This is a genomic window from Pseudomonas sp. BC42, assembly GCF_021560055.1.
In the GTDB taxonomy this organism is placed as follows: Bacteria; Pseudomonadota; Gammaproteobacteria; order Pseudomonadales; family Pseudomonadaceae; genus Aquipseudomonas.
In genome coordinates this window covers 2,552,297-2,574,266 of sequence record NZ_CP091067.1, presented here as the reverse complement: position 1 = coordinate 2,574,266, position 21,970 = coordinate 2,552,297, and the positions used below count along the sequence as shown (strand labels likewise).

The following is a 21,970-nucleotide window of genomic DNA, read 5'->3' as shown; positions in this document are numbered from 1 at the left end:
CTAGCAAAATGCCTGCTCCTTTGCGGAAGCTGCGCATTGTCGTGGGCTCATGCCTGTCGAAAAGCCGAGTACAAGAACCCATGCCGATCCGCGTGCAGATAGCCGATGACCATCCCTTGACCCTGATTGGGATACACACCCTGCTGGAAAACCGCGCCGAACTGGAAATCGTTGCCCAGGCCCACAGTGTGGAAACCCTGTTGGAGAACCTGCAGCGCCAGCCCTGCGACCTGCTGCTGACCGACCTGATGATGCCCGGTGGCGATCAGGTGGATGGGATTCGTCTGATCAGACGCCTGCGTTCACGCTACCCGGAGCTGGCCATCGTGGTGATCACCATGCTCGACAACCCGGCGCTGATCAGCAGCCTGCTCAAGCTCGGAATCCAGGGCCTGGTGAGCAAGCGCGGCCTGCTCAACGACCTGCCCAAGGCCATTGCCGCCAACCCCCGCGCGCCCTTCGTGTCGCCGTCGATCCAGCATCTGCTGGACACCAGCACCGCCCTGCATGGCAAACCGCTGCTGCAGCCCGAACAGTTGTCGGCCAGAGAGATCGAGGTGCTGCGCCTGTATGGCACCGGCATGAGCATCGGCGCCATCGCCCAGCACCTGTGCCGCAGCAAACAGACCATCAGCACGCAAAAGAGCAGCGCCATGCGCAAGCTTGGCCTGGACACCTCGGCCAGCCTGTTCCTGTACATCCAGGAACACGGCCTGAGCTGAGCGGTCCTCAAAACTCCGGAGCTTCCCCCCTATGCCCCTGATTTCCCGTCCCCCCCAGTTCTGGAGGCTGATCCGTGTCTGCCTGCTGTTCAGCTTCATGGTCCTGGTCAGCCTGTTTTTCAGCCTGCCCGCCCACTGCGCCGAATCGCAAGAGCCGGGCAATCCGTCTTTGGCCCGGCTGCTGGACATGCGCAGCACCCTGCCCCACAAGGTGCTGCGGGTAGCGACCATCGTGCCCCCCGAGCGGCCCCTGGAAAGCGCCGGCAACCAGGTGCTCAAGGTGATCTCCGACGAATACCTCAAGCTGATCGGCAAGCAGCTGGGCCTGCGCTTCGAGTACGTCGAGCTGGCCTCGCCCCAGGACGCGATCCGCGCCCTGCTCGAACACCGTATCGACCTACTGCCCCGGGCCACCGCGCTGGAAGCGCAGACCCCCGGCCTGTCCCTCAGCCGTCCGTACCTGAACAACCAGCCGATCATCGTCGGGCGCATCAACGACCAGAGCCTGCCACCGGACCTGGAAGACAAGCGGGTGCTGGTGCTGGACAACTACCTGGACCTCAAGACCGTCAGCAAGACCTATCCGCGGGCCGACATCAGCGGCGTGCACACCACCGCCCTGGCCCTTGAGCAACTGGCCGGCAAACAGGCCGACGCCTTTATCAGCGACCGCTTCCGCACCACCCTGTACATGCAGGCCCGCCCCGACCTGCGGCTGCACAGCAAGTTCTATCCACAGTTGCCCGACGCCGGCTTCGCCTTCGCCGTGCGGCGCGAGGATGCCACCCTGCGGGCGCTGATCGACTACGTGCTCAACGCCATTCCCGAGGAGCACAAGCGGCGGATCCAGAACCAGTCGAGCCAGGAGCCCTTTCCCTTCGCCCCGACCGAGTCGTTTTCCCTGACCCCCGGCGAACTGAACTGGCTCACCGCGCACCGGCAGATCAATCTGCTGGCGGAGGAAGCGCCGCCCTACATCTACCGCAATGCCGAGGGCCAGTGGGCCGGACTGAGCATCGATATCCTGCGCACCCTGGCCAGCTCGTTCCGCCTGCAACTCAACATTCAGCCCAGTCTGTCCAGGGCCGGCGACCTGGAACAACTGGCCGCCGGCAACGCCGACCTGACCACCCGCGACCTGGGCCTGCCCGACAACGCCCGGGGCATCGGCCTGAGCCAGAGCTACGGCACCCGCAACTGGGCCTTTGTGGTGCGTCATGGCGACAGTTCTCCCAGTTCCCTGGACGCCATGCTGGGACGGCACCTGGCGCTGCCGCGCAACCACCCGCTGCTCGAACACCTGAAACAGCGCTACCCGGACATCCATCTGGTGCTCACCGAGGATCATCGCCAGGCCCTGAACCTGGTGCTGCAACGTCAGGTCGACGCCACCCTGGACACCCCGGTGGGCACCGAGGCGCTGTCCGGTTCCGGGCTGCAGTTCGGCCTGGCCTTCGACGCCCTGCCCACGCCCCACCGCTTTGCCGCAGCCCCTGGTGCCAGGGAGTTGCTGAGCGTGCTCGACAAGCTGCTGGACTCCATGGCCAGGAACCCGCAAAGCGACATCCAGCTGATCGCCAAACAACAGTCCAGCGCCGCGCTCTGGAGCTGGGTCGCCGAGCAGGCCTGGCATGTGGGCGTGGTGATCCTGATCATCTTCGTGCTGTCGCTGATCTGGAACTGGCGCCTGAAGATCCAGGTGCGGGAAACCATCTGCGTGCAGACCCGCCTACAGGACAAGCTGGCCTTCCAGTTCTCCCTGCTCAACGGCCTGCCGACGCCGCTGTATGTCTGCGACCTGGACGGCCGGTTGAGCACCTGCAACCGCGCCTATGAGGAGTTCTTCGCCACCTCCCAGGAGCAGGTCGAGGGCTGCCTGCCCACCGAGCAGCCGAACATGCCGCGCGACTTCGCCGAGGTGCTGCAAGAGGAGCATCAACTGCTGCTGGCCAATCACCGGCCGCGCTTTCTCGACACCAGCCTGTGGATCAAGGAGCAGCAGTACTGCCTCTATCAGTGGCTGGTGCCGTTCTACAACGCCCGCGGAGTCCTGCAGGGGCTGCTGGGGGGCTGGCTGGACATCTCCGAGCGCAAGAACCTGGAACTCAAATTGCGCGAGGCCAAACAGATCGCGCAGAAGGCCAGCGCCGCCAAGAGCGAGTTCCTTGCCTCCATGAGCCACGAGTTGCGCACCCCGCTCAATGCCCTGGTCGGTCTGCTGGAACTGGAAACCAGCGCCAGCCAGGCGCCGTCGCACAACCTGCGGGTGGCCCAGCAATCGGCGACCTCGATGATCGACCTGATCGGCAACATCCTGGATCTGGACAAAATAGAGAGTGGCCTGATGCAACTGGCACCCCACCCCACCGCCCTGGAACCCCTGCTCGCCAACGGCCTGGGACTGTTTGCCGTGCAAGCCCGGGAGAAACGCCTGCAACTGAACTTCGACTATCAGGCCAGCCCCAACCGGCTGTACTGGGTCGACTCGCTACGCCTGCAGCAGATCCTGCACAACCTCTTGAGCAACGCCTTGAAGTTCACCGACCGCGGCCACATCCAGGTCACCCTGCGCGAAACCCATGTGCAGGACAGCAACAGCCTGCTGACCCTGAGCGTGCGCGATACCGGCATCGGCATTCCCCTGGCCAACCAGGCGGGGATTTTCGAGCCCTATCGCCAGGCCACCGCGCGCACCGCCCACTTGTACGGTGGCTCGGGCCTGGGCCTGAGCATCTGCCACCAGCTGGTGCAACTGATGGGCGGCCGCATCTGGCTGGAAAGCGAACCCGGACAAGGCTGCTGCATCCACGTCGAACTGCCGGTGAGCTGGCAGACGGCAAACGCGGAAGTGACGGAAAAACCGGAAGTGCCGCCGATCACCGGCAAAGCCTTGCGGGTGCTGGTGGTGGACGACGTCTCCACCAACGGCCTGGTGCTGACCCTGCAGCTGGAGCGCATCGGTCACGTGGCCGAACACGTCAGCAGTGGCGAAGAAGCCCTGCAGCTGCTGCGCCACCGCCACTACGACGTGTTGATCAGCGACTGCAACATGCCGGGCATGGACGGCTACAGCCTGGCCCGGGCGGTGCGTGAGGCCGAACAACAGAGCGGGGCCAAGCCGCGGCTGATCGTCGGCTACACCGCCAGCGCCCTGAGCAACGAAGCGACCCAATGCTCCAACGCCGGGATGAACGATCTGATGATCAAGCCGGTGACCCTGGCCCGGCTGCAGGAAGTCCTGGGCAGCCACACTGGCGCTGGCGAAGAGCGGGTGCGCGCCTTCGACATCGACCACCTCAAGGACCTGGGGGAAAACAGTCCGACCCTGCACCGACGCATCCTCAACGAACTGACCAAGAACCTGCAGCAGGAAATCGCCGAACTGCGCACCTGCGTCCTGGCCAATACCCCGCACCTGATCAACGACCTGACCCATCGCCTGAGCGGCGTGGCCTGCCTGATCAACGCCCAGGACATGGCCAGGACCTGCGACGCCCTGAGAAAGGTCGACGTGAGCCATCCGCCGTCCGTGCGCAACTGCCAGCAAGCGCTGCTCAGCGCCATGGAGCAGGTTTACGCAGAGGCCCGGAACCAGCTGGCCAGCTTGCGCGACCCCCTTGGCAGCGACAGCCCGCCCCTGGCCCAGAGCGCACAGACCCAAGGCTCGCCACCCTGAACCGCACCTCGGTGCGCCGAGTGCCTGGGCCGGCCAACAGGCCCTGGCGCCACTCTCGTACTTGTCTCATTCAACCGCCGCCCCCTGCTGCCTAACCTTGCGCTGGCTTTCGAGCACAGACAGTCAATGGCGCCAGACTCCCGACGAGTCGCTACGCCAGCTCTCGATTGCTTGTTGAATCCAATAACGTCCAATCAGGGAACAATCGATGATCACGCGGCAAACCTTCCAATCATTCCTCAAACTTCCGCTGGCGATGGCTATCGGCATGGCGGCGCTCAGTGCGCAACAGGCGGCCGCGCACGGCTATATCGAAAACCCCAAGTCCCGCTCGTACATGTGTAGCGCCAAGGGCGGCAACCTGAACACCAACTGCGGCCCGGTAGCCTACGAGCCACAGAGCGTCGAATACCTGGCCAACGCCAGCCGCGACGGTTTCCCCAGCACCGCCCAGGCCTGCCACGGTGAGTTCACCCGCTGCGGCCCAGCCAACGGCACCATTGCCGCCGGTGGCCTGCGGCACTTCGCCGCCCTCAACGAGCAGACCGCCAGCCGCTGGACCAAGATGAGCATCAAGCCCGGGCTGAACACCTTCGACTGGCGCTACACCGCGGTACACGCCACGCGCAACTGGCAGTTCTACATCACCAAGAAAGACTGGAACCCCAACCAGCCGCTGACCCGTGATTCGTTCGAAGCGGCGCCGCTGCTGACCGACAACTGGAACAACACCCTGCCGACCAAGACCGGCGGCCTCACCAGCCACAAGGTCAACATTCCGGCCGACCGCAGCGGCTACCACATCGTCCTGGCCACCTGGATGGTGGGCGACAACACCAACACCTTCTATCAGGTGGTGGACGTGAACATCGAGAACAGCGAAGTCGCGCCGTCGAGCTGGAAGAACATCGGTGCCGTTCAGCCCGAGGCCCTGAGCATCGGCGACAAGGTCATGACCCGGGTGTTCAACGAGCACGGCGAACTGTCGGCCAAGCAGGTCACCCTGAACATCGACAGCGCGGAACTGGCCAAGGAAAGCAACTGGCCCAAGGCGCTGGCGGAAAAGGTCAACCGGGCCAAGCTCGGCTATCAGATCGGTGAGCTCAACGACAAGGACCAGGTGGTGCCGCAGTTCGGCAAGAACAGCATCTTTGTCAACAAGAACAGCGACATCAACAGCGTGCTGATCGCCAAGGAACAAGCCGCCAAGCCGGCTGAACTCAAGGTCTCCGGCATGCAGTCCGAGTACAGCCTGAAGGACGGCAAGGTCGACCTGCACTTCAATGCCATCGCTCTGAACGGCGACTTCACCATCACCGCCAGCGTGGTCAATGCCAAGGGCGAAACCGTTGCTCACCAGCAAGCCGACAGTGGCAACAATACGCCGCACTTCAGCCTCGCGCTCAAAGGCGTGACAGCGGGCCAGTACGATCTGGTGGTGGTGGCCAAGTCGAAGAAAGGCGAGCTGCTGCAAGAGACCATCAGCTTCAAGCTCAAGGCCGAGCCAGAGGTTGAGGAAACCCCGGGCGGCGGTGGCAACGAGGGCGGCACCACTCCCGAGACGCCGGCCAAGTACGACCACGTGTTCCCTGAAGGCCTGAAGTCCTACAAGGCCGGCACCCTGGTGCTGCAGCCCAAGGACGGCAAGACCTACCAGTGCAAGCCGTTCCCGTACAGCGGCTACTGCGTGCAGTGGAAGGCCGGCGTGACCCAGTACGAACCCGGCACCGGCTCTCACTGGCAGATGGCCTGGATCCTCAAGTAATCCGGCAACTCCCCAGTTGCTCCTTGGGGCGTGACGCGCAAGCGTCACGCTCATTTTTTTTATCCGGCCGGCGCGCTTTTGCACGCCTGCAAAGGCCCTTCAAACGGGTCGCGCCGGTCCGCCAAGAATCCAGCAAAAGCTTGTTCTAGAGCCCTTTGACTCTCGTACTCGTCCCATGGGAACACCCGGGAGCAGCACGTAGCCTGTGCTCGCTGGCAAGGCTGCCGGAACAGCGGACCTCCAAGGTGTCCCATTCCCCCATCACCGGCTCCTCGCAGCGCTTCAACACTCATTTTTCTATTGCTCAAGGCATACACCATGATCAACTCCAACCGGACTCGCTCCTTCCTCAAACTGCCGATCGTCATCGCCATGGCGACGGCGGGACTGGCCGCCCAGCAAGCCTCGGCCCACGGTTACATCGAAAGCCCCAAGTCCCGCGCCTTCATGTGCAGTTCCGATGGCGGCAGACTGAACGTCAACTGCGGTCCAGTGATGTACGAGCCACAAAGCACCGAGTACATCGGCGTGCCCGGCCGTAACGATCTCGAGCACTTTCCAAGCAACGCCCAGGCCTGCACCGGCGACTTCAAGGTATGCGGCCCGGCTAACGGCACCATCGCCGCCGGCGGCCTGGTGCGTTTCTCCCCGATCAACGAGCAGAGTGCTACCCGCTGGGCCAAGACCACCATCAAGCCGGGCCCGCAGAACTTCACCTGGCACTACGAAGCCGGTCACGCCACCCGCTACTGGCAGTTCTACATCACCAAAAAAGACTGGAATCCGAACCAGCCACTGACCCGCGACTCGTTCGAAATGACCCCGCTGCTGGATCAGCCATGGCCGTCCGGCACCGTCCCGGCCCCGTCCAAAGGCAAAACCCATCACACCGTGGACATCCCGTCTGATCGCTCCGGTTACCACGTGCTGCTGGCCACCTGGAAAGTCAACGACACCGACGCCACCTTCTACAGCGTGGTCGACCTGAACATCGACAATGGCGCGGTCATCCCGTCGAACTGGAACACCGTGGGCGCGGTACAACCTGAAGCGCTGAGCATCGGCGACAAGGTCAAGACTCGCGTCTTCAACGCACAGGGCGAGCTCCACGCCAAGCAAGTGGTGCTGAACATCGATAGCGCCGAACTGGCCAAGGCCGACGTCTGGCCGCGCGAGCTGGCGAAGAAGGTCAATGCCGCCAAGCAGGGCTACCAGATGGGCCTGCTCAACGACAAGGACGAAGTGGTGCCGAACTTCGGCAGGAACGAAATCCTGGTCAAGAAAGGCAGCGACATCGTCAACGTGATGATCGACAAGGAACAGGCCGCCAAACCGGGCGAGCTGTCCATCACCGGCATGCAGTCCGAATACACCCTGAAAGACGGCAAGACCGAACTGCACTTCAACGCCATCGCCAAGAACGGCGACTACACCGTGAAGGCCACCGTGTTCAACGCCAAAGGCGAAAGCGTGACCTTCCAGCAAGCGCCGGCCGGCAACACCCCGCACTTCTCCATGCCGCTGAACAATGTCAGCCCCGGGGTCTACGACCTGGTGGTCGTGGCCACCTCGAAGAAAGGCGAAGTGCTGCAAAAGTCCGCCCGCTTCACCCTCAAGGCCGAAGCCGGCGGTGGTGAAGGTGGCAACGAAGGCGGCAACGGCGGTGAAGGCGGCGCCAAGTACGACTACGTGTTCCCCAATGGCCTGAAATCCTACAAGGCCGGCACCGTGGTCCTGCAACCCAAGGACGGCAAGACCTATGAGTGCAAGCCTGGCGCCGTCGCCGGCTGGTGCACCCAGTGGACCAGCGGCTCCAACGCCTACGAGCCGGGCATAGGTTTCGCCTGGCAGTCGGCCTGGAACGCCAAGTAAGTCATAGCGTCAACCACCCGAGCGTGGCGCCACGGCGCCACGCTCCTTGTTAGCGGTCAAGCCCCCCATGAGCTCAACCCCCTATTCAAGAACCCTGCTCCGGCAGGGTGAAAACCTGCCGAGGCGCCTGTGCTTATGAGCGCCCTTCGCCCCTCGCTTCGCGCTGGCCTGCTGGTCGGCGCCTTGTCGTTTCTGGCGGCCTGGCTGGCGTGGCTGGCGTACGGCAGCTGGCAGTTCCGGCAAAGCCTGAACCCGGCGAGCCTGCAGGCGCCCGCCGTGGTGCCGGCGGCCCCCCGGTCCCAGCCCGACCCGCAAGCCATCGCCCGGCTGTTCGGCGTCCAGTTGCAAGAGCACCCAAGCGACCTGCCCCGGGTGCCGCTGAGCCTGCTGGCCAGCCTAGTGGCCGCTCACCCGGAGCAGTCCCGGGCCCTGATCGAATCGCCGGAAGGCAGCCGCTTCTATGGCATCGGCGAGCCCCTGCCAGGCGGGGGCAGCCTGCGCCAGATCGGCACCGGCCAAGTGCGGGTGCAACGCTTCGGCGAGGAACTGATCCTGAGCCTGCCCCAGCACGCAACGCCGTTGCTGACCCCGCAGGCAGAGGACGCCGCCGCGGCCCAACCCCATCCACAGCCAGGCAGCGGGAGCCTGCTGCAACCGTCTGTGCAATCCCCTGGAGCATCATGAATCGAGCCTTTATCGCCGGGTCCCTGCTGACCCTGGGCACCCTGATCAATCCCGTGTACGCCACGGAAAAAACCGCCGCGGCCCAGCAATGGACCCTGAACATGAAGGACGCCGAGCTGCGCGACCTGGTCAACGAAGTGGGCCAGATCACCGGCAAGACGATGATTCTGGACCCGCGCCTGAACGGCAAGGTCACGGTGCAATCGAGCACCGCCATGGATCAGCAGGGCATCTACTCGCTGTTTCTCACCGCCCTGCGCAGCCAGGGTTTTGTCGCCATGGACCAGGGCGATCGGGTGCTGATCCTGCCGGTGGCCGAAGCCAAGACCAAGGCCCACGCCGAGCCCAGCGGCGCCAGTGAAGAGTTCGTGACCCAGGTCATCGAACTGAACAACGCCAACGCCAGCGAAGTGGCCAGCGCGGTACGCCCGCTGGTGGCCGCGGACGCCTACATGGCGCCTTCCACCACCTCCAATGCCCTGGTGATTTCCGACAGCGCCAACAACGTCGAGCGGGTGCGCCTGGTGATCAACGAGCTGGATAACGCCGGTGGCCGGCAGTTCAGCATCGTGCAGCTCAAGCACGCCTGGGCCACCGAAGTGGCCAAGACCCTGACCGACAGCCTGGCCGACAGCAACAGTGCCATGACCAGCGCCAAGGCCATTGGCGACTCGCGCAGCAACCGCCTGATCCTGGTGGGGCCGGCGCCGGTCCGCCAGCAGATGCAGCGTCTGGCGCAGAGCCTGGATGTGCCGACCAATGTCGGCGACACCGCGCGGGTGCGCCGGCTCAACCACAGCGATGCGAAGAAACTCGAAGAACTGCTCGGCGGCATTGGCAAGCGCATGGAGTCCGGCAACCGTGGCGGCGACAGCCAGAAACCCGACAGCCCGGTGCTGGTCAGCGCCGACACCAGCCAGAACGCCTTGGTGCTGATGGCCTCGCCGGCCCAGCTGGCGACCTTCGAAAGCATCATCAACGAGCTGGACCGGCCCCGGGCCCAGGTGCTGGTGGAAGCGGCGATCGTCGAAGTCAGCGGCGACATCAACCAGGCCCTCGGCGTGCAATGGGCCGGCAACCGCGGCAAGCTGTCCGCCGCCGCCAACTTCAATAGCGCCGGCCTGTCCATCGGCACCCTGCTCAACAGCCTGCAGGACGAAAAGCGCCCGAACCTGCCCGATGGCGCGATCATCGGCATCGGCGGCAGCAACTTCGGCGCGCTGATCACCGCCCTGTCCAGCGACTCCAACAACAACCTGCTGTCCACCCCGAGCCTGCTGACCCTGGACAACGAGGCGGCGGAAATCCTCGTCGGCCAGAACGTGCCGTTCCAGACCGGCTCCTACACCACCGACACCGCCGGCGCCAGCAACCCCTTCACCACGGTGGAGCGCAAGGATGTGGGGATCACCCTCAAGGTCACCCCGCATATCAATGAAGGCAACTTCCTGCGCCTGAATGTCGAACAGGAAAGCTCCGAGCTGGCCGCCGCGCCGCCGGGCATCAACACCAGCGACGTGATCACCAACAAGCGCTCGGTCAAGAGCACCATCCTGGCCAACGACGGGCAGATCATCGTCCTCGGCGGGCTGATCAAGGACAACGTCAAGGTCCAGGTCAGCAAGGTGCCGCTGCTGGGGGACATTCCCTGGGTCGGCCGTCTGTTCAGCAGCAGCAAGGAAGTCAACGAGAAGACCAACCTGATGGTGTTCCTGCGTCCGACCCTGCTGCGCAACGCCGCCAGCACCGAGCAGATGAGCCAGCACAAGTACAACAACATGCGCTCGCTGCGCAGCCCGGACGGCAAGACCGGCGGCCAGTTGCCTGCCGACGCCCACCGCCTGTTCGACGCCCAGCGCGATGGCGATGCGGGCCTGATCGACATGCGCGCCCCCGGCGCCCAACGCCAGCCATGATCGCCACCCACGAAGACGCGCGTCTGGCCTTTGCCTACGCGCGCCGCCACGGCGTGGTGCTGGACCATCAGGCAGACGGCGCGGTGCTGTATTGCCGCGCCAGTACGCCGTTGTCGGTGGTGGCCGAAGTGCGCCGCTTCAACGGCGCGTTGCTGCGCAGCCAGGTGCTGGACGACGAGGCCTTCGCCCAGCGCCTGGCCGCCCACTACCGCGACGGGCAGAACGGCGCCAAACAGGTGGCCGACGGCCTGGGCGAGCAGTTCGACGAAGAGTTCGATCTCAACAGCCTGGCCGAGCAACTGCCCAAGACCACCGACCTGCTGGAACAGGAGGATGACGCGCCGATCATCCGCCTGATCAACGCGATCCTCAGCGAGGCGGTCAAGAGCAAGGCCTCCGACGTGCACCTGGAAGCCTTCGAAGAGCATTTGTCGGTGCGCCTGCGGGTCGACGGCCTGCTGCGCGAAGTGCTGCGCCCGCGGCGGGAACTGGCGACCCTGCTGGTGTCGCGGATCAAGGTCATGGCCAAGCTGGACATTGCCGAGAAGCGCATTCCCCAGGACGGGCGGATTGCCTTGCGCATCGCCGGTCATGAGGTGGATGTACGGGTTTCGACCCTGCCCTCCAGTCACGGTGAACGGGTGGTGATGCGCCTCCTGGACAAGCAGGCCGGGCGTCTCAATCTCAGCCACCTGGGAATGAACGACAGCGTGCGCCAGCGTCTGGAGCTCGCCCTGCACAAGCCCCACGGCATTCTCCTGGTCACCGGCCCCACCGGTTCCGGCAAGACCACCACGCTGTACGCCGGGCTGGCCAGCCTCAACAGCCTGGAACGCAACATCCTGACCATCGAGGACCCGGTGGAATACCACCTGACCGGGATCGGTCAGACCCAGGTCAACGCCAAGGTCGACATGACTTTCGCCCGGGGCTTGCGGGCCATCCTGCGCCAGGACCCGGACGTGGTGATGGTGGGCGAGATCCGCGACCGCGAAACCGCGGAAATTGCCGTGCAGGCCTCCCTCACCGGGCACCTGGTGCTCTCGACCCTGCACACCAACAGCGCCATCGGCGCCGTGACCCGCCTGGTGGACATGGGCATCGAGCCCTTCCTGCTCTGCACCTCGCTGCTGGGGGTGTTGTCCCAGCGCCTGGTGCGCCTGCTGTGCCCGGAGTGCAAGGAGCCCCACAGCGCCGATGCCGCCGCCTGCGAACGCCTGGGCCTGAGCGCCGACGCCGCGCCGCAGCTGTACCGGCCCAAAGGCTGCAGCGCCTGCCAGCACTCGGGGTATCGCGGACGTCGCGGCATCTATGAGCTGGTGCTGTTCGACGACACCTTGCGCCAGCTGATCCACACCGGCGCCGGCGAGCACCAACTGCTGGAGCATGCGCGCAAGCACAGCGCCAGCCTGTTCGACGACGGCCAGGCCATGGTGCTGCAAGGGCAGACCAGCCTGGAAGAACTGCTGCGCGTGACCCAGAGGGACTGACCATGGCCGCCTACGAATACCTGGCCATGTGCGCCGCCGGCAAGAAATCCACCGGGGTGGTGGAGGCCGACAGCCCGCGCCATGCCCGGCAACTGCTGCGCGAGCGCCAGTTGGTGATCCTCAAGCTCAGCGCCGCGCAGAGCAAGCGCGTGCGTGGTAAAGGCTTGCTGCAGATGTCCGGAGGCGGCTTGAGCAGCGCCGAACTGGCCTTGCTCACCCGCCAGCTGTCGACCCTGGTCCAGGCCGCCCTGCCCCTGGAGGAAGTGCTGGCCGCGGTCGCCGCGCAGTGCGAGAAGCAACGGATCAAAAGCATGCTGCTGGCCATCCGCTCGCGGGTGCTGGAAGGCTACAGCCTGGCGGTGGCCCTGGCCGCCTACCCGCGGGCCTTTCCCGATCTGTACCGGGCCACGGTGGCTGCCGGCGAACGCTCCGGACACCTGGACCAGGTGCTGATGAACCTGGCCGACTACACCGAGGCCCAGCAAGCGGCCCGTCAGCAGATCCAGCTGGCCATGCTCTACCCGAGCATCCTGATGCTGGCGGCGGTGAGCATCGTCGGCTTCCTACTGGGCTTCGTGGTGCCCGACGTGGTCAAGGTGTTCATCGACAGTGGCCAGGAACTGCCGCTGCTGACCCGGGGCCTGATCGCCAGCAGCGCCTTCCTCCAGGACTATGGCCTGCTCCTGCTGCTGTTGGTGGCGGCCCTGGTGCTGGCCGCCCGCGCCGCCGTCCGCAACCCGGCCACCCGCGAGCGCTGGCATGCCCTGGTGCTGCGCCTGCCGCTGCTGGGCCGGCTGATCCGGGCCAGCAACTGCACGCGCTTTGTCAGCACCCTGGCGATTCTCGGGCGCAGCGGCGTGCCGCTGCTGGACGCCCTGGCCATCGCCAGCGAGGTGGTGGCCAATCAGAAAATTCGTACCGGTCTGAAAGACATCGTCCGGGGGGTGCGCGAAGGTATCAGCCTGACCCGGGCCCTGGAACTCAACGGCAGTTTCCCGCCGATGATGCTCTACATGATCGCCAGCGGTGAACGCTCCGGCGAGCTGGACAGCATGCTCGAACGCGCCGCCAAGCAGCAGGAAGAACAACTGGCCAACCGCATCGCCTTGCTGGTGGGCCTGTTCGAGCCGGCCATGCTGGTGTTCATGGGGGCCTCGGTGCTGATCATCGTGCTGGCGATCCTGATGCCGATCCTCAGCCTGAACCAATTGATTACCTGAATCCGGAACCCCCTACGTGCAGACTCAGAACCAGCAACGCGGCTTTACCCTGATTGAAATCATGGTGGTGGTGGTCATTCTCGGGGTCCTCGCGGCCCTGGTGGTGCCGCAGATCATGAGCCGTCCCGATCAGGCCAAGGCCGCCGCCGCCCAGAGCGACATCAAGGCCATCGCCATGGCCCTGGACATCTACAAACTCGACAACCACCAGTACCCCAGCAGCCAGCAAGGGCTCGACGCCCTGGTCAGCAAGCCCAGCGGCAACCCGCCGGCACGCAACTGGAACCCCGACGGCTATCTCAAGCGCCTGCCCATCGATCCCTGGGGCAACGCCTATCAGTACCGCGTGCCGGGCGCCCGCGGCACGGGCTATGACCTGTTCTCCTTCGGCGCCGACGGCAAGCTCGGCGGCGACGGCCTGAACGCCGAGATCGGCAACTGGGACCGCTGAGCGGTGCAACGCTCCCACAGCAAGGGCTTCACCCTGATCGAAGTGTTGGTGGTGGTGCTGATCATCGCCCTGTCCGCGGGCATGATCGGCCTGATCAACCCCGACTCCGCCAGCCGTCAGGCGCGCCGTGAAGGCGATCGCCTGCTGGCGCTGCTGCAACTGCTGCGCCAGCAGGCGGTATTGAGCAACAGCGACTACGGCCTGCGCATCGAACCCGACGCCTACAGCGTGATGCGCCTGGATGACCAGGGGCAATGGCTGGCCGACCGCGACTGGCGTGCCCAGAGCCTGCCCGGCAGCCTGCGCCTGCGCCTTGAGATTGCCGAAGCCAGCCCGGCCCTGGGCCAGGCGGTTAGTCGCAGCGCCCTGCCCCAGCTGCTGGTGCTGTCCAGCGACGAAACCAGCGCCTTCACCCTGCGGATCGAGCACCGCAACAGCGCGCTGCTGACCCTGTCCAGCGACGGCATACAGGAGCCCCGACTTGAAACCGCGAACTGAGCGGGGTTTTACCCTGCTGGAAGTGATGGTGGCGCTGGCGATTTTCGCCACGGTGTCGATTGCGCTGTTCAGTGCGATCCAGCATGTGGCCATCAACAGCGGCAATCTGGCCGAACGCACCCAGGCCACCTGGATTGCCGACAACTACCTCAATGAACTGCGCAGCGGCATGCAGCCGCGCAGCAGCGGCCGCCAGCAACGGCAGGTCGAGTTTGGCGGCCGCCGCTGGTGGCTGTTCAGCGAGATCGAAGCGGCGCCGGACTCGCGGTTGCTCAAGGTCAGCCTGCGGGTGTCGGCCGAGCAGGACCCGCAACGGGCCCGGCAGTACAGCCGCGCGCAGTTGCTGGGTTACATCGAGGCCAGCCCATGAACCAGCGCGGTTTCACCTTGCTGGAAGTGGTGGTGGCCATCGCCATCTTCAGCCTGCTGGGCCTGGCGACCTATCAGTTGCTGGACCGGGTGATGCGCAGCGACCAGCGCATCCAGACCCAGGAACTGCAATTGCGCCAACTGCAACGGGCCCTGAGCCTGCTGGAACGCGACCTGGTGCAGGTGCAACGTCACGCCCTCAAGGACGACCACAGCCATAGCCAGGCGCTGATCAGCCAGCCCCAGGGGCTGCGCCTGCTGCGCGGCGGCTGGCGCAACCCCCTGGACTATCCCCGCAGCCACCTGTTGCAGGTCAGCCACCGTTTCAGCGACGGCCAGTGGCTGCGCGAAGCCCAGGGCCTGGAACAAGGCAGCCTCAGTCAGGTGCAACCCTTGCTCAGTGGGGTCGAGCTGATCCATTTGCGCTTCATCGACGCCCTGGGCCAGCCCCATGACAGCTGGCCCATCGGCAGCGAGGCCCTGAGCCTGCCGGCCGCCGTGGACATTGAGCTCAGCGCGCCCGGCTTTCCCCAGATCCGCCGGGTCATGCTGCTGCCCGGCGGCGCTGAAGTGGACGAGGAACCGCCCCGTGAATAGGCCTCGCGCCCAACGCGGCGTCGCCCTGCTCAGCGTATTGCTGATCACCGCACTGGTGACCCTGGTGGTCAGCAACATGCTTGCCCGCCAGCGGCTCAGCCTGGCCAGCAGCAGCCACCTGGTGCAGCACCAGCAGCTCTGGCAACTGGCCCTGAGCGGCGAGAGCTGGGCCCGCAGCCAGTTGCTGGAAGATGCCCGCAGCGAAGGCGGCCTGCTGGTGACCCATCTGGGCCAGCACTGGGCCCGGCCGGCCCCGGCGTTCCCGGTCGAAGGTGGCCGGCTGCAGATCCGGATCAGCGATCTGGGCGCCCGGCTCAACCTCAACAGCACGCTGGTGCCGGATGATGTGATCCCCCGGGCCCGCTACCAGCGGCTGCTGGCCCTGGCCGAGATCAAGCCCCACGACCCGGCGGCGCTGCTGCGCCCCCGGGATCGCCTGGGCCGCCCTTTGCCCCTGAGCGATATCAGCGAACTGCGGCCACTGCCAGAGGTGGGCGCCGACACCCTGCAACGCCTGGCGCCGCTGGTGGCGGCCTACGATCAGGGGCACATCAACCTCAACACCGCCGACGCCCTGGTGCTGGCCAGCATCGAAGGCATCGATCTGCCGACCGCCCGGACCCTGGCCCAGACACGCCCGGCCAAGGGCTACCCGACGGTCGCCGCGTTTCTCGCCAATCCCATGCTGCAGGGCCGGGACATCACCGCGCGCGGGCTGAGCGTCAACAGCCGCCAGTTCCGCGCCACCATCGACGTTGAGCTGCATGGCCGACGCCTGCGTCTGGTCAGCGACCTGCGGGTCATGAGTGCCGACCAGGTCCGCGTGCAGCAGCGCACCTTGCTGCCCTTGCCGCTCAACGACCATTCGCTTACCGAGTAACCATTGATGAGCCACTGGCTTTACCTTTCACCCCATACCCCGGGCGACCGCCCCTGGCATTGCCACTGGTGGTCTGCCGACAGCGCCCCCCGGGAAGGCGATCTGCAGCAGGCCGCCGAACACCTGCGCGGGCAGGCCTTCGCCCTGCTGCTGCCGATGGAGATGGCCAGCTTTCATCAGGTCAGCGTCCCGGCCCGCAGCGGTCGCTGGTTGCGCCAGGCCCTGCACAGCGCCCTGGAAGAACACCTGATCGACGACGCCGAGCATCTGCACCTGGCCCATGGCCCGTTGCGTGAGGGACGTCACTGCTCGGTGCTGGTCATCGACCGCGAGCGCCTGCAGCGTTGCCTCAAGCGCCTGGCCGAGCATGGGCTGCAACCGTCACGCATGCACATCGACGCCGACTGCCTGCCCCAGGACCGGCCACGCGCCCTGGCCTGGGACGGCCGCTGGCTGCTGGGCGGCAGCGCTGCGCTGCGCCTGACGCTCAACCCGCAGGAGCTCGGCGAACTGGGCCGGCTGCTGCCGGACGGGCTGCTGTGGCAGGGCGCCGAGGCCCCCACCCTCGACGGTGTCGAACCGCCGCACTGGCAAGCCGAAGCGCAGCCCTGGCAAGTGCTCGGCCAGGGCAGCCTGCAGGCGATCGACCTGTGCCAGGGCCAGTTCCAGCGCCGCACCCGGCAGAGCGCCCCCTGGCGCGTGGTCCTGCTGGTGCTGGCGATGGCCGGCGGCGTGCAACTGCTGCAGAACGTCGAACACCGACTGTACCTGGAGCAGCGCAGCGACCAGTTGCACGCGGCCAGCCGCAGCCTCTGGCAAGAACGTTTCGCCGATGAACCGGCCAGCGCCGATCTGGCGCATCAGGTGCGGCTCAAGCAACGTCAGCACGTGCAGGAAGCCCCCGGCGTGGCCCTGCGCCTGTCGCAACTGGCACAACACTGGAGCGCCAGCGGCGGCGCCCTGTCTCAGATCCAGCGCCTGGATTACCAGGCCGAGGACGGCTGGAGCCTGCAAGTCAGCGCCCCGGCCTTTGCCGATCTGCAACTGCTGCGCGAGGGCCTGATCAACCAGGGCCTGAACGTCAGCACCGATTCATCCGTGCGTGATGCGCAAGGCGTCTCCGCGCGTTTTCAAATCAAGGAGTAAGCGATGAAGCGCCCCATCGCCTCGATCCCGGCTCGAAACGCCCTGACGAACCCACTCCGGCAACGCTGGCAGCGTCTGGCAAAACGCGAACAACGGGCGTTGCAGGCCCTGACCGTCTTCGCCGGCCTGACCAGCCTCTACCTGCTCTGGCAACCGCAACAACAGGCTCTGGCCCAGGCCGAGCAACGCTATACCGAGGAAACGCAATTGCTTCACGATCTACAACAGCTACCCGCCAGCCCCTCCTCCCTTCGAGGCCCAGCCATTTCCAGCGATGCCCTGCCCGGCATGCTGGCCCGCTCCAGCAGCCAGGCCGGACTCAACCTCGAACGCATGGACCAGGAGGATCAGGGCCGGGTCAACCTCAGCCTGGAAGGCCCGCTCAACGGCCTGATCAGCTGGATCGACCAGCTGGAACAGCAGCACGTCTCGGTCCTGTCGTTCTCCATCGAAGTCAACAAGGACGCCATGGCCAGCGCGCGCTTGCAGCTGCACAGCCCTTGAAACCTCGTCACTCCTGAAACCCGGACAACAAAAAGCCCGCCGAAGCGGGCTTTTTTAGCGGCTCAACCAGCAGGATCAATCATCGCGACCCATGATGCCGAACAGCTGCAGCAGGCTGACGAACAGGTTGTAGATCGATACATACAGGCTGATGGTGGCCATGATGTAGTTGCGTTCGCCGCCGTGGATGATGGCGCTGGTCTGGAACAGGATGCACACCGAGGAGAACAGCACGAAACCGGCGCTGATCGCCAACTGCAGGCCACTGATCTGGAAGAACAGGCTGGCCAGCACGGCACCCATCAGGACAAAGAAACCGGCGGTGATGAAACCACCGAGGAAGCTCATGTCCTTGCGGGTGATCAGCACATAGGCCGACAGACCGCCAAACACCAGGGCAGTCATGGCGAAGGCCGAGCTGACCACTTCAGCACCGCCCTGCATGCCCAGGTAACGGTTGAGGATCGGGCCGAGCAAAAAGCCCATGAAACCGGTCAGGGCGAAAGCCGACACCAGGCCCCAGGCCGAGTCACGGAGTTTGTTGGTGAGGAAGAACAGACCGTAGAAGCCGATCAGCACCACGAAGATGTTCGGGTAGCCGACCCGCATCTGCTGCGCCACATAAGCCATGACACCGCTGAACGCGAGGGTCAGGGCCAGCAAGCCGTAAGTGTTGCGCAGGACGCGGCTAACCTCTAGCTGCTCGGCCTGCACGCCGTTGTTAACTGCGTAATCCTGTTCGCGCATGGCGACACTCCTGTTGGGGGAAACATTTAGTGGCAAGGATGATAACAGAGGCTCTGTAACTCGCGACGCAGAGAGTTTGACAGTGTGTTTCATTCGGGTATTATGGCGCCCGCAATGCGATCTGGAGGTGTGGCCGAGTGGTTTAAGGCAGCGGTCTTGAAAACCGCCGACTGTAACAGGTCCTAGAGTTCGAATCTCTACGCCTCCGCCAAATCTCAACGAGAAGGCCCTGATTTATCAGGGCTTTTTTGTTTATGGCGGATTTTCAAAACGGCGCTTCTTGGTCCTCGTTACAAAACTATTTGGTAACCGTTACAAAACTTTCCTTTCTCCGGCGTCCTGCCGAACCAGCACCACCTCCTCCCCCTACAGTTCGTCGGCGCAAATCGCGCGCCTCTCAAGCTTCAATTACTGTATGCACATACAGCATTGGATTCGAGGTAGTACCGTGCACACAGAAGACGACACAGCCGATTGGCTGGGCATTCCTTCGCCCCTGGAAACTGCCCGCCAGCACGCCTTGCTGCTGGAAAATGAAGTGGCAGAGCTGAACCTGCAGCTGCGCGCAGCCCGTGAAAACATTTTCAAGCTGGTGAACATACAAGCCCAGACCGTGAAGGATCGTGATGAAGCCCTGGCACGACTTCGTGAGAAGGCCGGAGAAGCTTCAGATCTGCGCCGGAAAGTCAGCGACCTTGAGCTGAGTGTTCGGAGCAAGGACCGGGCTAACGAGGATCTGCGCCGACAGATACCCGCCGGCGCACGCGGAAAGCTACGCTGAGAGCGACTCAATGATGATGTGCGGATTAGCTGGCGTATTGGGAAAGCGGTAAACAGGGGGCTCCAGCGCCTTCAAATGACCCTGATACCCCCTGCGGGGAACAGAAACTGGTACAAAAAGTGGTACGAATCTTAGGCGGTGAAAGTCGAGGGGGTTTGAGTCAATGACTGCTGTTCACCATACTTTTCCGTTAGATAACAGAACCACTCTTGAGTCTTGCAAAATCACTTGTCCCTGATCACTCTACGCAAGGCAATTCGCCATCAATCAAGGATTAGAGAAATGACGGATTTTTGTATAACTCGCGTTCAATACGACGGCGCTCGCCAACGCATCACCTATGTGGAAGTCAGCGAAAACCTCCCACAGAAATTTGGAACCAAGCGAGCTATCCCCAGAGGATTCGTGGCAGATTTGATCCGTCTGAACAAGGCAACCTTTTCAACATGGGTCATGAATGCAGATGGAACTTATAAAAAGGGGGCGGACGTGCATGTACTAGATGATGTGTACCTGTCCACAGATCGAAATGGTTCAAAACGCGACAACCTTGGCAGCCTTCCTGAGTTCTGAATCATCGACACGCAGCGACAGCTGCTGTCAGCTGTCGCTCGTACCCGATCCGCTGGCGGCGCTCTGCCAGAAGCGCCCGCACCTTCAGCTCCAGGCTGTCGGTCTTCTTGAGGCTGCCCGTGGCCCAGGCCGGCACGGGCACAGCTGACACCTTGCAGGGCACCAGCACCGGCACTTCCCCCCGCACGGTACGCACTTCAGGCTCCCGCGCCGCACACCCTGCCATCAGCACCACGGCTCCCACCAGCAGCCACTTCATAACCCAAGCTCCTGATCAATGATCGATTCGGCCGCCGGCACCGGGTCACCACCGGTACGCTCCTGCAGTAGGCGATTCGCCGCCGAGTAGTCGTGCCGGGCCAGCTCCTTGGCGTCAGCCTGGGCCTGGGCGGCTCGGCGCTCCCGTTCCTCGCCGGCCAGCGCCAAGTCGCCCAGCTTTCGACCTTGCTCCCCCGCCAGGGCTTCCAGATTGGCGCGGACAGCCTTTGCCGTGGCCAGAGCCTCCTGGGCGGTGTCGAGCAGCGGCCGGTAATGCCTGGAAGCCAGCCAGGCCCCCAGGGCAGCGCCGGCGACCAGCACCAGGACGACGGCCAGCAGGACGCCAACCACCCGCCAGGCGCCGGCGCTCACTTCAAAGCCCTGTGCAGGCCTTCCTCGAACACTGCATCCGGGTAAGGGTTGCCGCCATTCTCATGCACGATGATCCCGAGCATCACCGCGCGCAGGGTCGCCGGGCTCTTGATATCGATAGCATCGTTCGCCTTCACGCCCAGACGCTTAGCGATTGCAGCGATATAGGCCTCGGTGTCGTTCTCGTTCCCGGGCGCCCAGCGGGTGATGAACTCGCGAGGGGTGTCGATGCCTGGGCCGCCGACCCCGGGCATGCCATCCTTGCCGCGATAGTTGAGCAGCAGCTTGCCCAGGGCACGGATGCCGTTCTCGGCGGTATCGAAGATAGCGAAGCGGCCGTTCGGCTCCTTGCCGAGCTGGCCCTCCCACTGGTTGCGTGGGTTGTAGTCGATGTTTCCAGGGTTGCGGTTGCGGACGCCACGGGCATTTTGAATGGTCATGGTCAAACTCCAGGCAAAAAAAATCCCGCTCAGGGGCGGGTGTCTTCGACAGTTACAGCTACAACTGTGGATTGAACGGATACGGATATTCAGCCGTATCTATATACATGCAAGCCGGACGAGGATCCACAGTTAGCGAATACATGCCAGGCCTATTTCTTACGTCAACAGATGTATAAGTGGTTTCTGGTGCCCCCCAAAATATGTGCCTTATAAACCCACCGCCAATACCACTGCATCCCTCATCCCCGCCTTGTATGTAATAACTCCCTGAACCTTCATTGACGTCACCTAAAATCCAGCAACCCCTTGACCAAGGTATGTGCGCCGCAAAAACTTTTTGTCTTGTCGGATCTATTAGAGCATCGTAGTAATAGGCACGAAATCCAGCAATCATCTGAGAAATGATCTGTGCTTGTGCGTGATAACTAGAGCCACCTTGAATTCCAACAGGTGTAGTCGGCACTTGAGCAGAAGGTGGTGGTGCCCATGGGCCAGTTGGCGGAGGGCATACCGTTGTACCTTTTACGTTAAGAGGTCTTTGCAGGCTATTGAATGTAAAGTTACTTGATTCATCTCTTGTCTTAAGAGCTGGCCCAGTAAATATAGGACGCATAATGTCAAAGCAGTACACACGCAGCCCACTAACTGGGCCAGAAAAATAAAATACCGTGTCGTTACCTTCTTTAGATTGGTAAGGCCTTCCACATGTACCTACTGTAAAAACAATTGGGCTTACGGCGCTTGTTACTCTAAACGCATATATGTAATCACCCATCCCTGATTGATATCTATTCCACTTCCCTGCAAATTCAACAGGACCACTTTTTATTAGACCGTAAATTGTCTTTGATGTGTCATAAAGCATGTTGCCAGAAGCATCTCTTACAACAAGAGCCGACTTACTCATTCACCACCCTCTAATAATAACCGTAATCTATCCTACAATTCATAGCAAAACCACTTGGCACAACATAACTCCAAGATATAAGATTTTGACTTAGTGTAA

Annotated in this window: 22 protein-coding genes and 1 tRNA gene; 18 read left to right on the top strand and 5 right to left on the bottom strand. The window is 63.6% G+C overall.

Features of this window, described 5'->3' with window-relative positions; translation table 11 throughout:
- Positions 1-80: 80 nt before the first annotated feature.
- The 15 genes from L1O02_RS12095 (at position 81) to gspM (ending at position 17,790) form a co-directional block, all read left to right on the top strand.
- On the top strand, positions 81-722 hold the full coding sequence (locus tag L1O02_RS12095; RefSeq protein WP_060840035.1) for a response regulator transcription factor: 642 nt from the start codon (positions 81-83) through the stop codon (positions 720-722).
- A gap of 31 nt (positions 723-753) precedes the next feature.
- Positions 754-4,398 carry a transporter substrate-binding domain-containing protein gene (locus tag L1O02_RS12090; protein ID WP_060844040.1) on the top strand — a complete coding sequence of 1,215 codons (3,645 nt, stop codon included), beginning with the start codon at positions 754-756 and terminating at the stop codon, positions 4,396-4,398.
- Between the two features lie 208 nt (positions 4,399-4,606).
- A complete protein-coding gene (gene gbpA / locus L1O02_RS12085; RefSeq protein ID WP_108545640.1) occupies positions 4,607-6,163 on the top strand; it encodes an N-acetylglucosamine-binding protein GbpA in 1,557 nt (518 codons plus the stop codon).
- A gap of 318 nt (positions 6,164-6,481) precedes the next feature.
- Entirely contained in the window at positions 6,482-8,035 is a 1,554-nt protein-coding gene (gbpA, locus tag L1O02_RS12080) for an N-acetylglucosamine-binding protein GbpA (protein WP_108545641.1), read from the top strand.
- 135 nt (positions 8,036-8,170) lie between these two features.
- A complete protein-coding gene (locus L1O02_RS12075) occupies positions 8,171-8,719 on the top strand; it encodes a type II secretion system protein N (RefSeq protein WP_060840039.1) in 549 nt (182 codons plus the stop codon).
- Positions 8,716-10,635 carry a type II secretion system secretin GspD gene (gene gspD, locus L1O02_RS12070; protein WP_108545642.1) on the top strand — a complete coding sequence of 640 codons (1,920 nt, stop codon included), beginning with the start codon at positions 8,716-8,718 and terminating at the stop codon, positions 10,633-10,635. The genes L1O02_RS12075 and gspD overlap by 4 nt, the downstream gene beginning before the upstream one ends.
- Positions 10,632-12,125 (top strand): type II secretion system ATPase GspE, encoded by a 1,494-nt coding sequence (gene gspE, locus L1O02_RS12065; RefSeq protein WP_060840041.1) that lies wholly within the window; start codon positions 10,632-10,634, stop codon positions 12,123-12,125. The genes gspD and gspE overlap by 4 nt, the downstream gene beginning before the upstream one ends.
- A gap of 2 nt (positions 12,126-12,127) precedes the next feature.
- Positions 12,128-13,345, top strand: coding sequence for a type II secretion system inner membrane protein GspF (gene gspF / locus L1O02_RS12060; protein ID WP_108545643.1), 1,218 nt, complete (start codon positions 12,128-12,130; stop codon positions 13,343-13,345).
- 16 nt (positions 13,346-13,361) lie between these two features.
- Positions 13,362-13,796, top strand: a complete 435-nt coding sequence (gene gspG / locus L1O02_RS12055) for a type II secretion system major pseudopilin GspG (RefSeq protein ID WP_060840043.1) — start codon at positions 13,362-13,364, stop codon at positions 13,794-13,796.
- A 3-nt stretch (positions 13,797-13,799) separates the two neighbouring features.
- A complete protein-coding gene (gene gspH / locus L1O02_RS12050) occupies positions 13,800-14,294 on the top strand; it encodes a type II secretion system minor pseudopilin GspH (RefSeq protein ID WP_181321610.1) in 495 nt (164 codons plus the stop codon).
- Positions 14,278-14,664, top strand: a complete 387-nt coding sequence (gene gspI / locus L1O02_RS12045; RefSeq protein ID WP_231978971.1) for a type II secretion system minor pseudopilin GspI — start codon at positions 14,278-14,280, stop codon at positions 14,662-14,664. The genes gspH and gspI overlap by 17 nt, the downstream gene beginning before the upstream one ends.
- Complete coding sequence (gene gspJ, locus L1O02_RS12040) at positions 14,661-15,260, top strand: type II secretion system minor pseudopilin GspJ (RefSeq protein ID WP_060840045.1); 600 nt, start codon at positions 14,661-14,663, stop codon at positions 15,258-15,260. Before gspI ends, gspJ begins: the two co-directional genes overlap by 4 nt.
- Positions 15,253-16,140 carry a type II secretion system minor pseudopilin GspK gene (gene gspK / locus L1O02_RS12035; protein ID WP_181321611.1) on the top strand — a complete coding sequence of 296 codons (888 nt, stop codon included), beginning with the start codon at positions 15,253-15,255 and terminating at the stop codon, positions 16,138-16,140. Before gspJ ends, gspK begins: the two co-directional genes overlap by 8 nt.
- A gap of 6 nt (positions 16,141-16,146) precedes the next feature.
- On the top strand, positions 16,147-17,286 hold the full coding sequence (gene gspL, locus L1O02_RS12030; protein ID WP_108545644.1) for a type II secretion system protein GspL: 1,140 nt from the start codon (positions 16,147-16,149) through the stop codon (positions 17,284-17,286).
- A 3-nt stretch (positions 17,287-17,289) separates the two neighbouring features.
- Entirely contained in the window at positions 17,290-17,790 is a 501-nt protein-coding gene (gene gspM / locus L1O02_RS12025) for a type II secretion system protein GspM (protein WP_108545645.1), read from the top strand.
- 75 nt (positions 17,791-17,865) lie between these two features.
- On the opposite strand, the gene L1O02_RS12020 is transcribed toward gspM, so the two are convergent.
- Positions 17,866-18,537: a Bax inhibitor-1/YccA family protein gene (locus tag L1O02_RS12020; protein ID WP_011062013.1), complete on the bottom strand. Its 672-nt coding sequence runs from the start codon at positions 18,535-18,537 to the stop codon at positions 17,866-17,868.
- A gap of 123 nt (positions 18,538-18,660) precedes the next feature.
- Between L1O02_RS12020 and L1O02_RS12015 the strand changes: the two genes are divergently transcribed.
- The 3 genes from L1O02_RS12015 (at position 18,661) to L1O02_RS12005 (ending at position 19,891) form a co-directional block, all read left to right on the top strand.
- A tRNA-Ser gene (locus L1O02_RS12015) sits at positions 18,661-18,748 on the top strand.
- Between the two features lie 237 nt (positions 18,749-18,985).
- Positions 18,986-19,318 carry a hypothetical protein gene (locus tag L1O02_RS12010; protein ID WP_235759966.1) on the top strand — a complete coding sequence of 111 codons (333 nt, stop codon included), beginning with the start codon at positions 18,986-18,988 and terminating at the stop codon, positions 19,316-19,318.
- Between the two features lie 228 nt (positions 19,319-19,546).
- Positions 19,547-19,891 carry a DUF3892 domain-containing protein gene (locus L1O02_RS12005; protein WP_235759965.1) on the top strand — a complete coding sequence of 115 codons (345 nt, stop codon included), beginning with the start codon at positions 19,547-19,549 and terminating at the stop codon, positions 19,889-19,891.
- A gap of 1 nt (position 19,892) precedes the next feature.
- Here L1O02_RS12005 and L1O02_RS12000 read toward each other — a convergent pair whose 3' ends face one another.
- From L1O02_RS12000 to L1O02_RS11985, 4 genes are all read right to left on the bottom strand, one after another.
- Complete coding sequence (locus tag L1O02_RS12000) at positions 19,893-20,150, bottom strand: hypothetical protein (RefSeq protein ID WP_235759964.1); 258 nt, start codon at positions 20,148-20,150, stop codon at positions 19,893-19,895.
- Positions 20,147-20,500 (bottom strand): hypothetical protein, encoded by a 354-nt coding sequence (locus L1O02_RS11995; protein ID WP_235759963.1) that lies wholly within the window; start codon positions 20,498-20,500, stop codon positions 20,147-20,149. The genes L1O02_RS12000 and L1O02_RS11995 overlap by 4 nt, the downstream gene beginning before the upstream one ends.
- Before the next feature lie 17 nt (positions 20,501-20,517).
- On the bottom strand, positions 20,518-20,955 hold the full coding sequence (locus L1O02_RS11990) for a structural protein P5 (protein ID WP_235760242.1): 438 nt from the start codon (positions 20,953-20,955) through the stop codon (positions 20,518-20,520).
- A gap of 64 nt (positions 20,956-21,019) precedes the next feature.
- Complete coding sequence (locus L1O02_RS11985) at positions 21,020-21,871, bottom strand: hypothetical protein (protein WP_235759962.1); 852 nt, start codon at positions 21,869-21,871, stop codon at positions 21,020-21,022.
- Positions 21,872-21,970: the final 99 nt, after the last annotated feature.

Bases quoted from the DNA above. Each gene is read 5' to 3' on its own strand.
- L1O02_RS12095 (WP_060840035.1), top strand. From the start codon at position 81: ATGCCGATCCGCGTGCAGATAGCCGATGACCATCCCTTGACCCTGATT.
- L1O02_RS12090 (WP_060844040.1), top strand. From the start codon at position 754: ATGCCCCTGATTTCCCGTCCCCCCCAGTTCTGGAGGCTGATCCGTGTC.
- gbpA (WP_108545640.1), top strand. From the start codon at position 4,607: ATGATCACGCGGCAAACCTTCCAATCATTCCTCAAACTTCCGCTGGCG.
- gbpA (WP_108545641.1), top strand. From the start codon at position 6,482: ATGATCAACTCCAACCGGACTCGCTCCTTCCTCAAACTGCCGATCGTC.
- L1O02_RS12075 (WP_060840039.1), top strand. From the start codon at position 8,171: ATGAGCGCCCTTCGCCCCTCGCTTCGCGCTGGCCTGCTGGTCGGCGCC.
- gspD (WP_108545642.1), top strand. From the start codon at position 8,716: ATGAATCGAGCCTTTATCGCCGGGTCCCTGCTGACCCTGGGCACCCTG.
- gspE (WP_060840041.1), top strand. From the start codon at position 10,632: ATGATCGCCACCCACGAAGACGCGCGTCTGGCCTTTGCCTACGCGCGC.
- gspF (WP_108545643.1), top strand. From the start codon at position 12,128: ATGGCCGCCTACGAATACCTGGCCATGTGCGCCGCCGGCAAGAAATCC.
- gspJ (WP_060840045.1), top strand. From the start codon at position 14,661: ATGAACCAGCGCGGTTTCACCTTGCTGGAAGTGGTGGTGGCCATCGCC.
- gspL (WP_108545644.1), top strand. From the start codon at position 16,147: ATGAGCCACTGGCTTTACCTTTCACCCCATACCCCGGGCGACCGCCCC.
- gspM (WP_108545645.1), top strand. From the start codon at position 17,290: ATGAAGCGCCCCATCGCCTCGATCCCGGCTCGAAACGCCCTGACGAAC.
- L1O02_RS12020 (WP_011062013.1), bottom strand. From the start codon at position 18,537: ATGCGCGAACAGGATTACGCAGTTAACAACGGCGTGCAGGCCGAGCAG.
- L1O02_RS12000 (WP_235759964.1), bottom strand. From the start codon at position 20,150: ATGAAGTGGCTGCTGGTGGGAGCCGTGGTGCTGATGGCAGGGTGTGCG.
- L1O02_RS11985 (WP_235759962.1), bottom strand. From the start codon at position 21,871: ATGAGTAAGTCGGCTCTTGTTGTAAGAGATGCTTCTGGCAACATGCTT.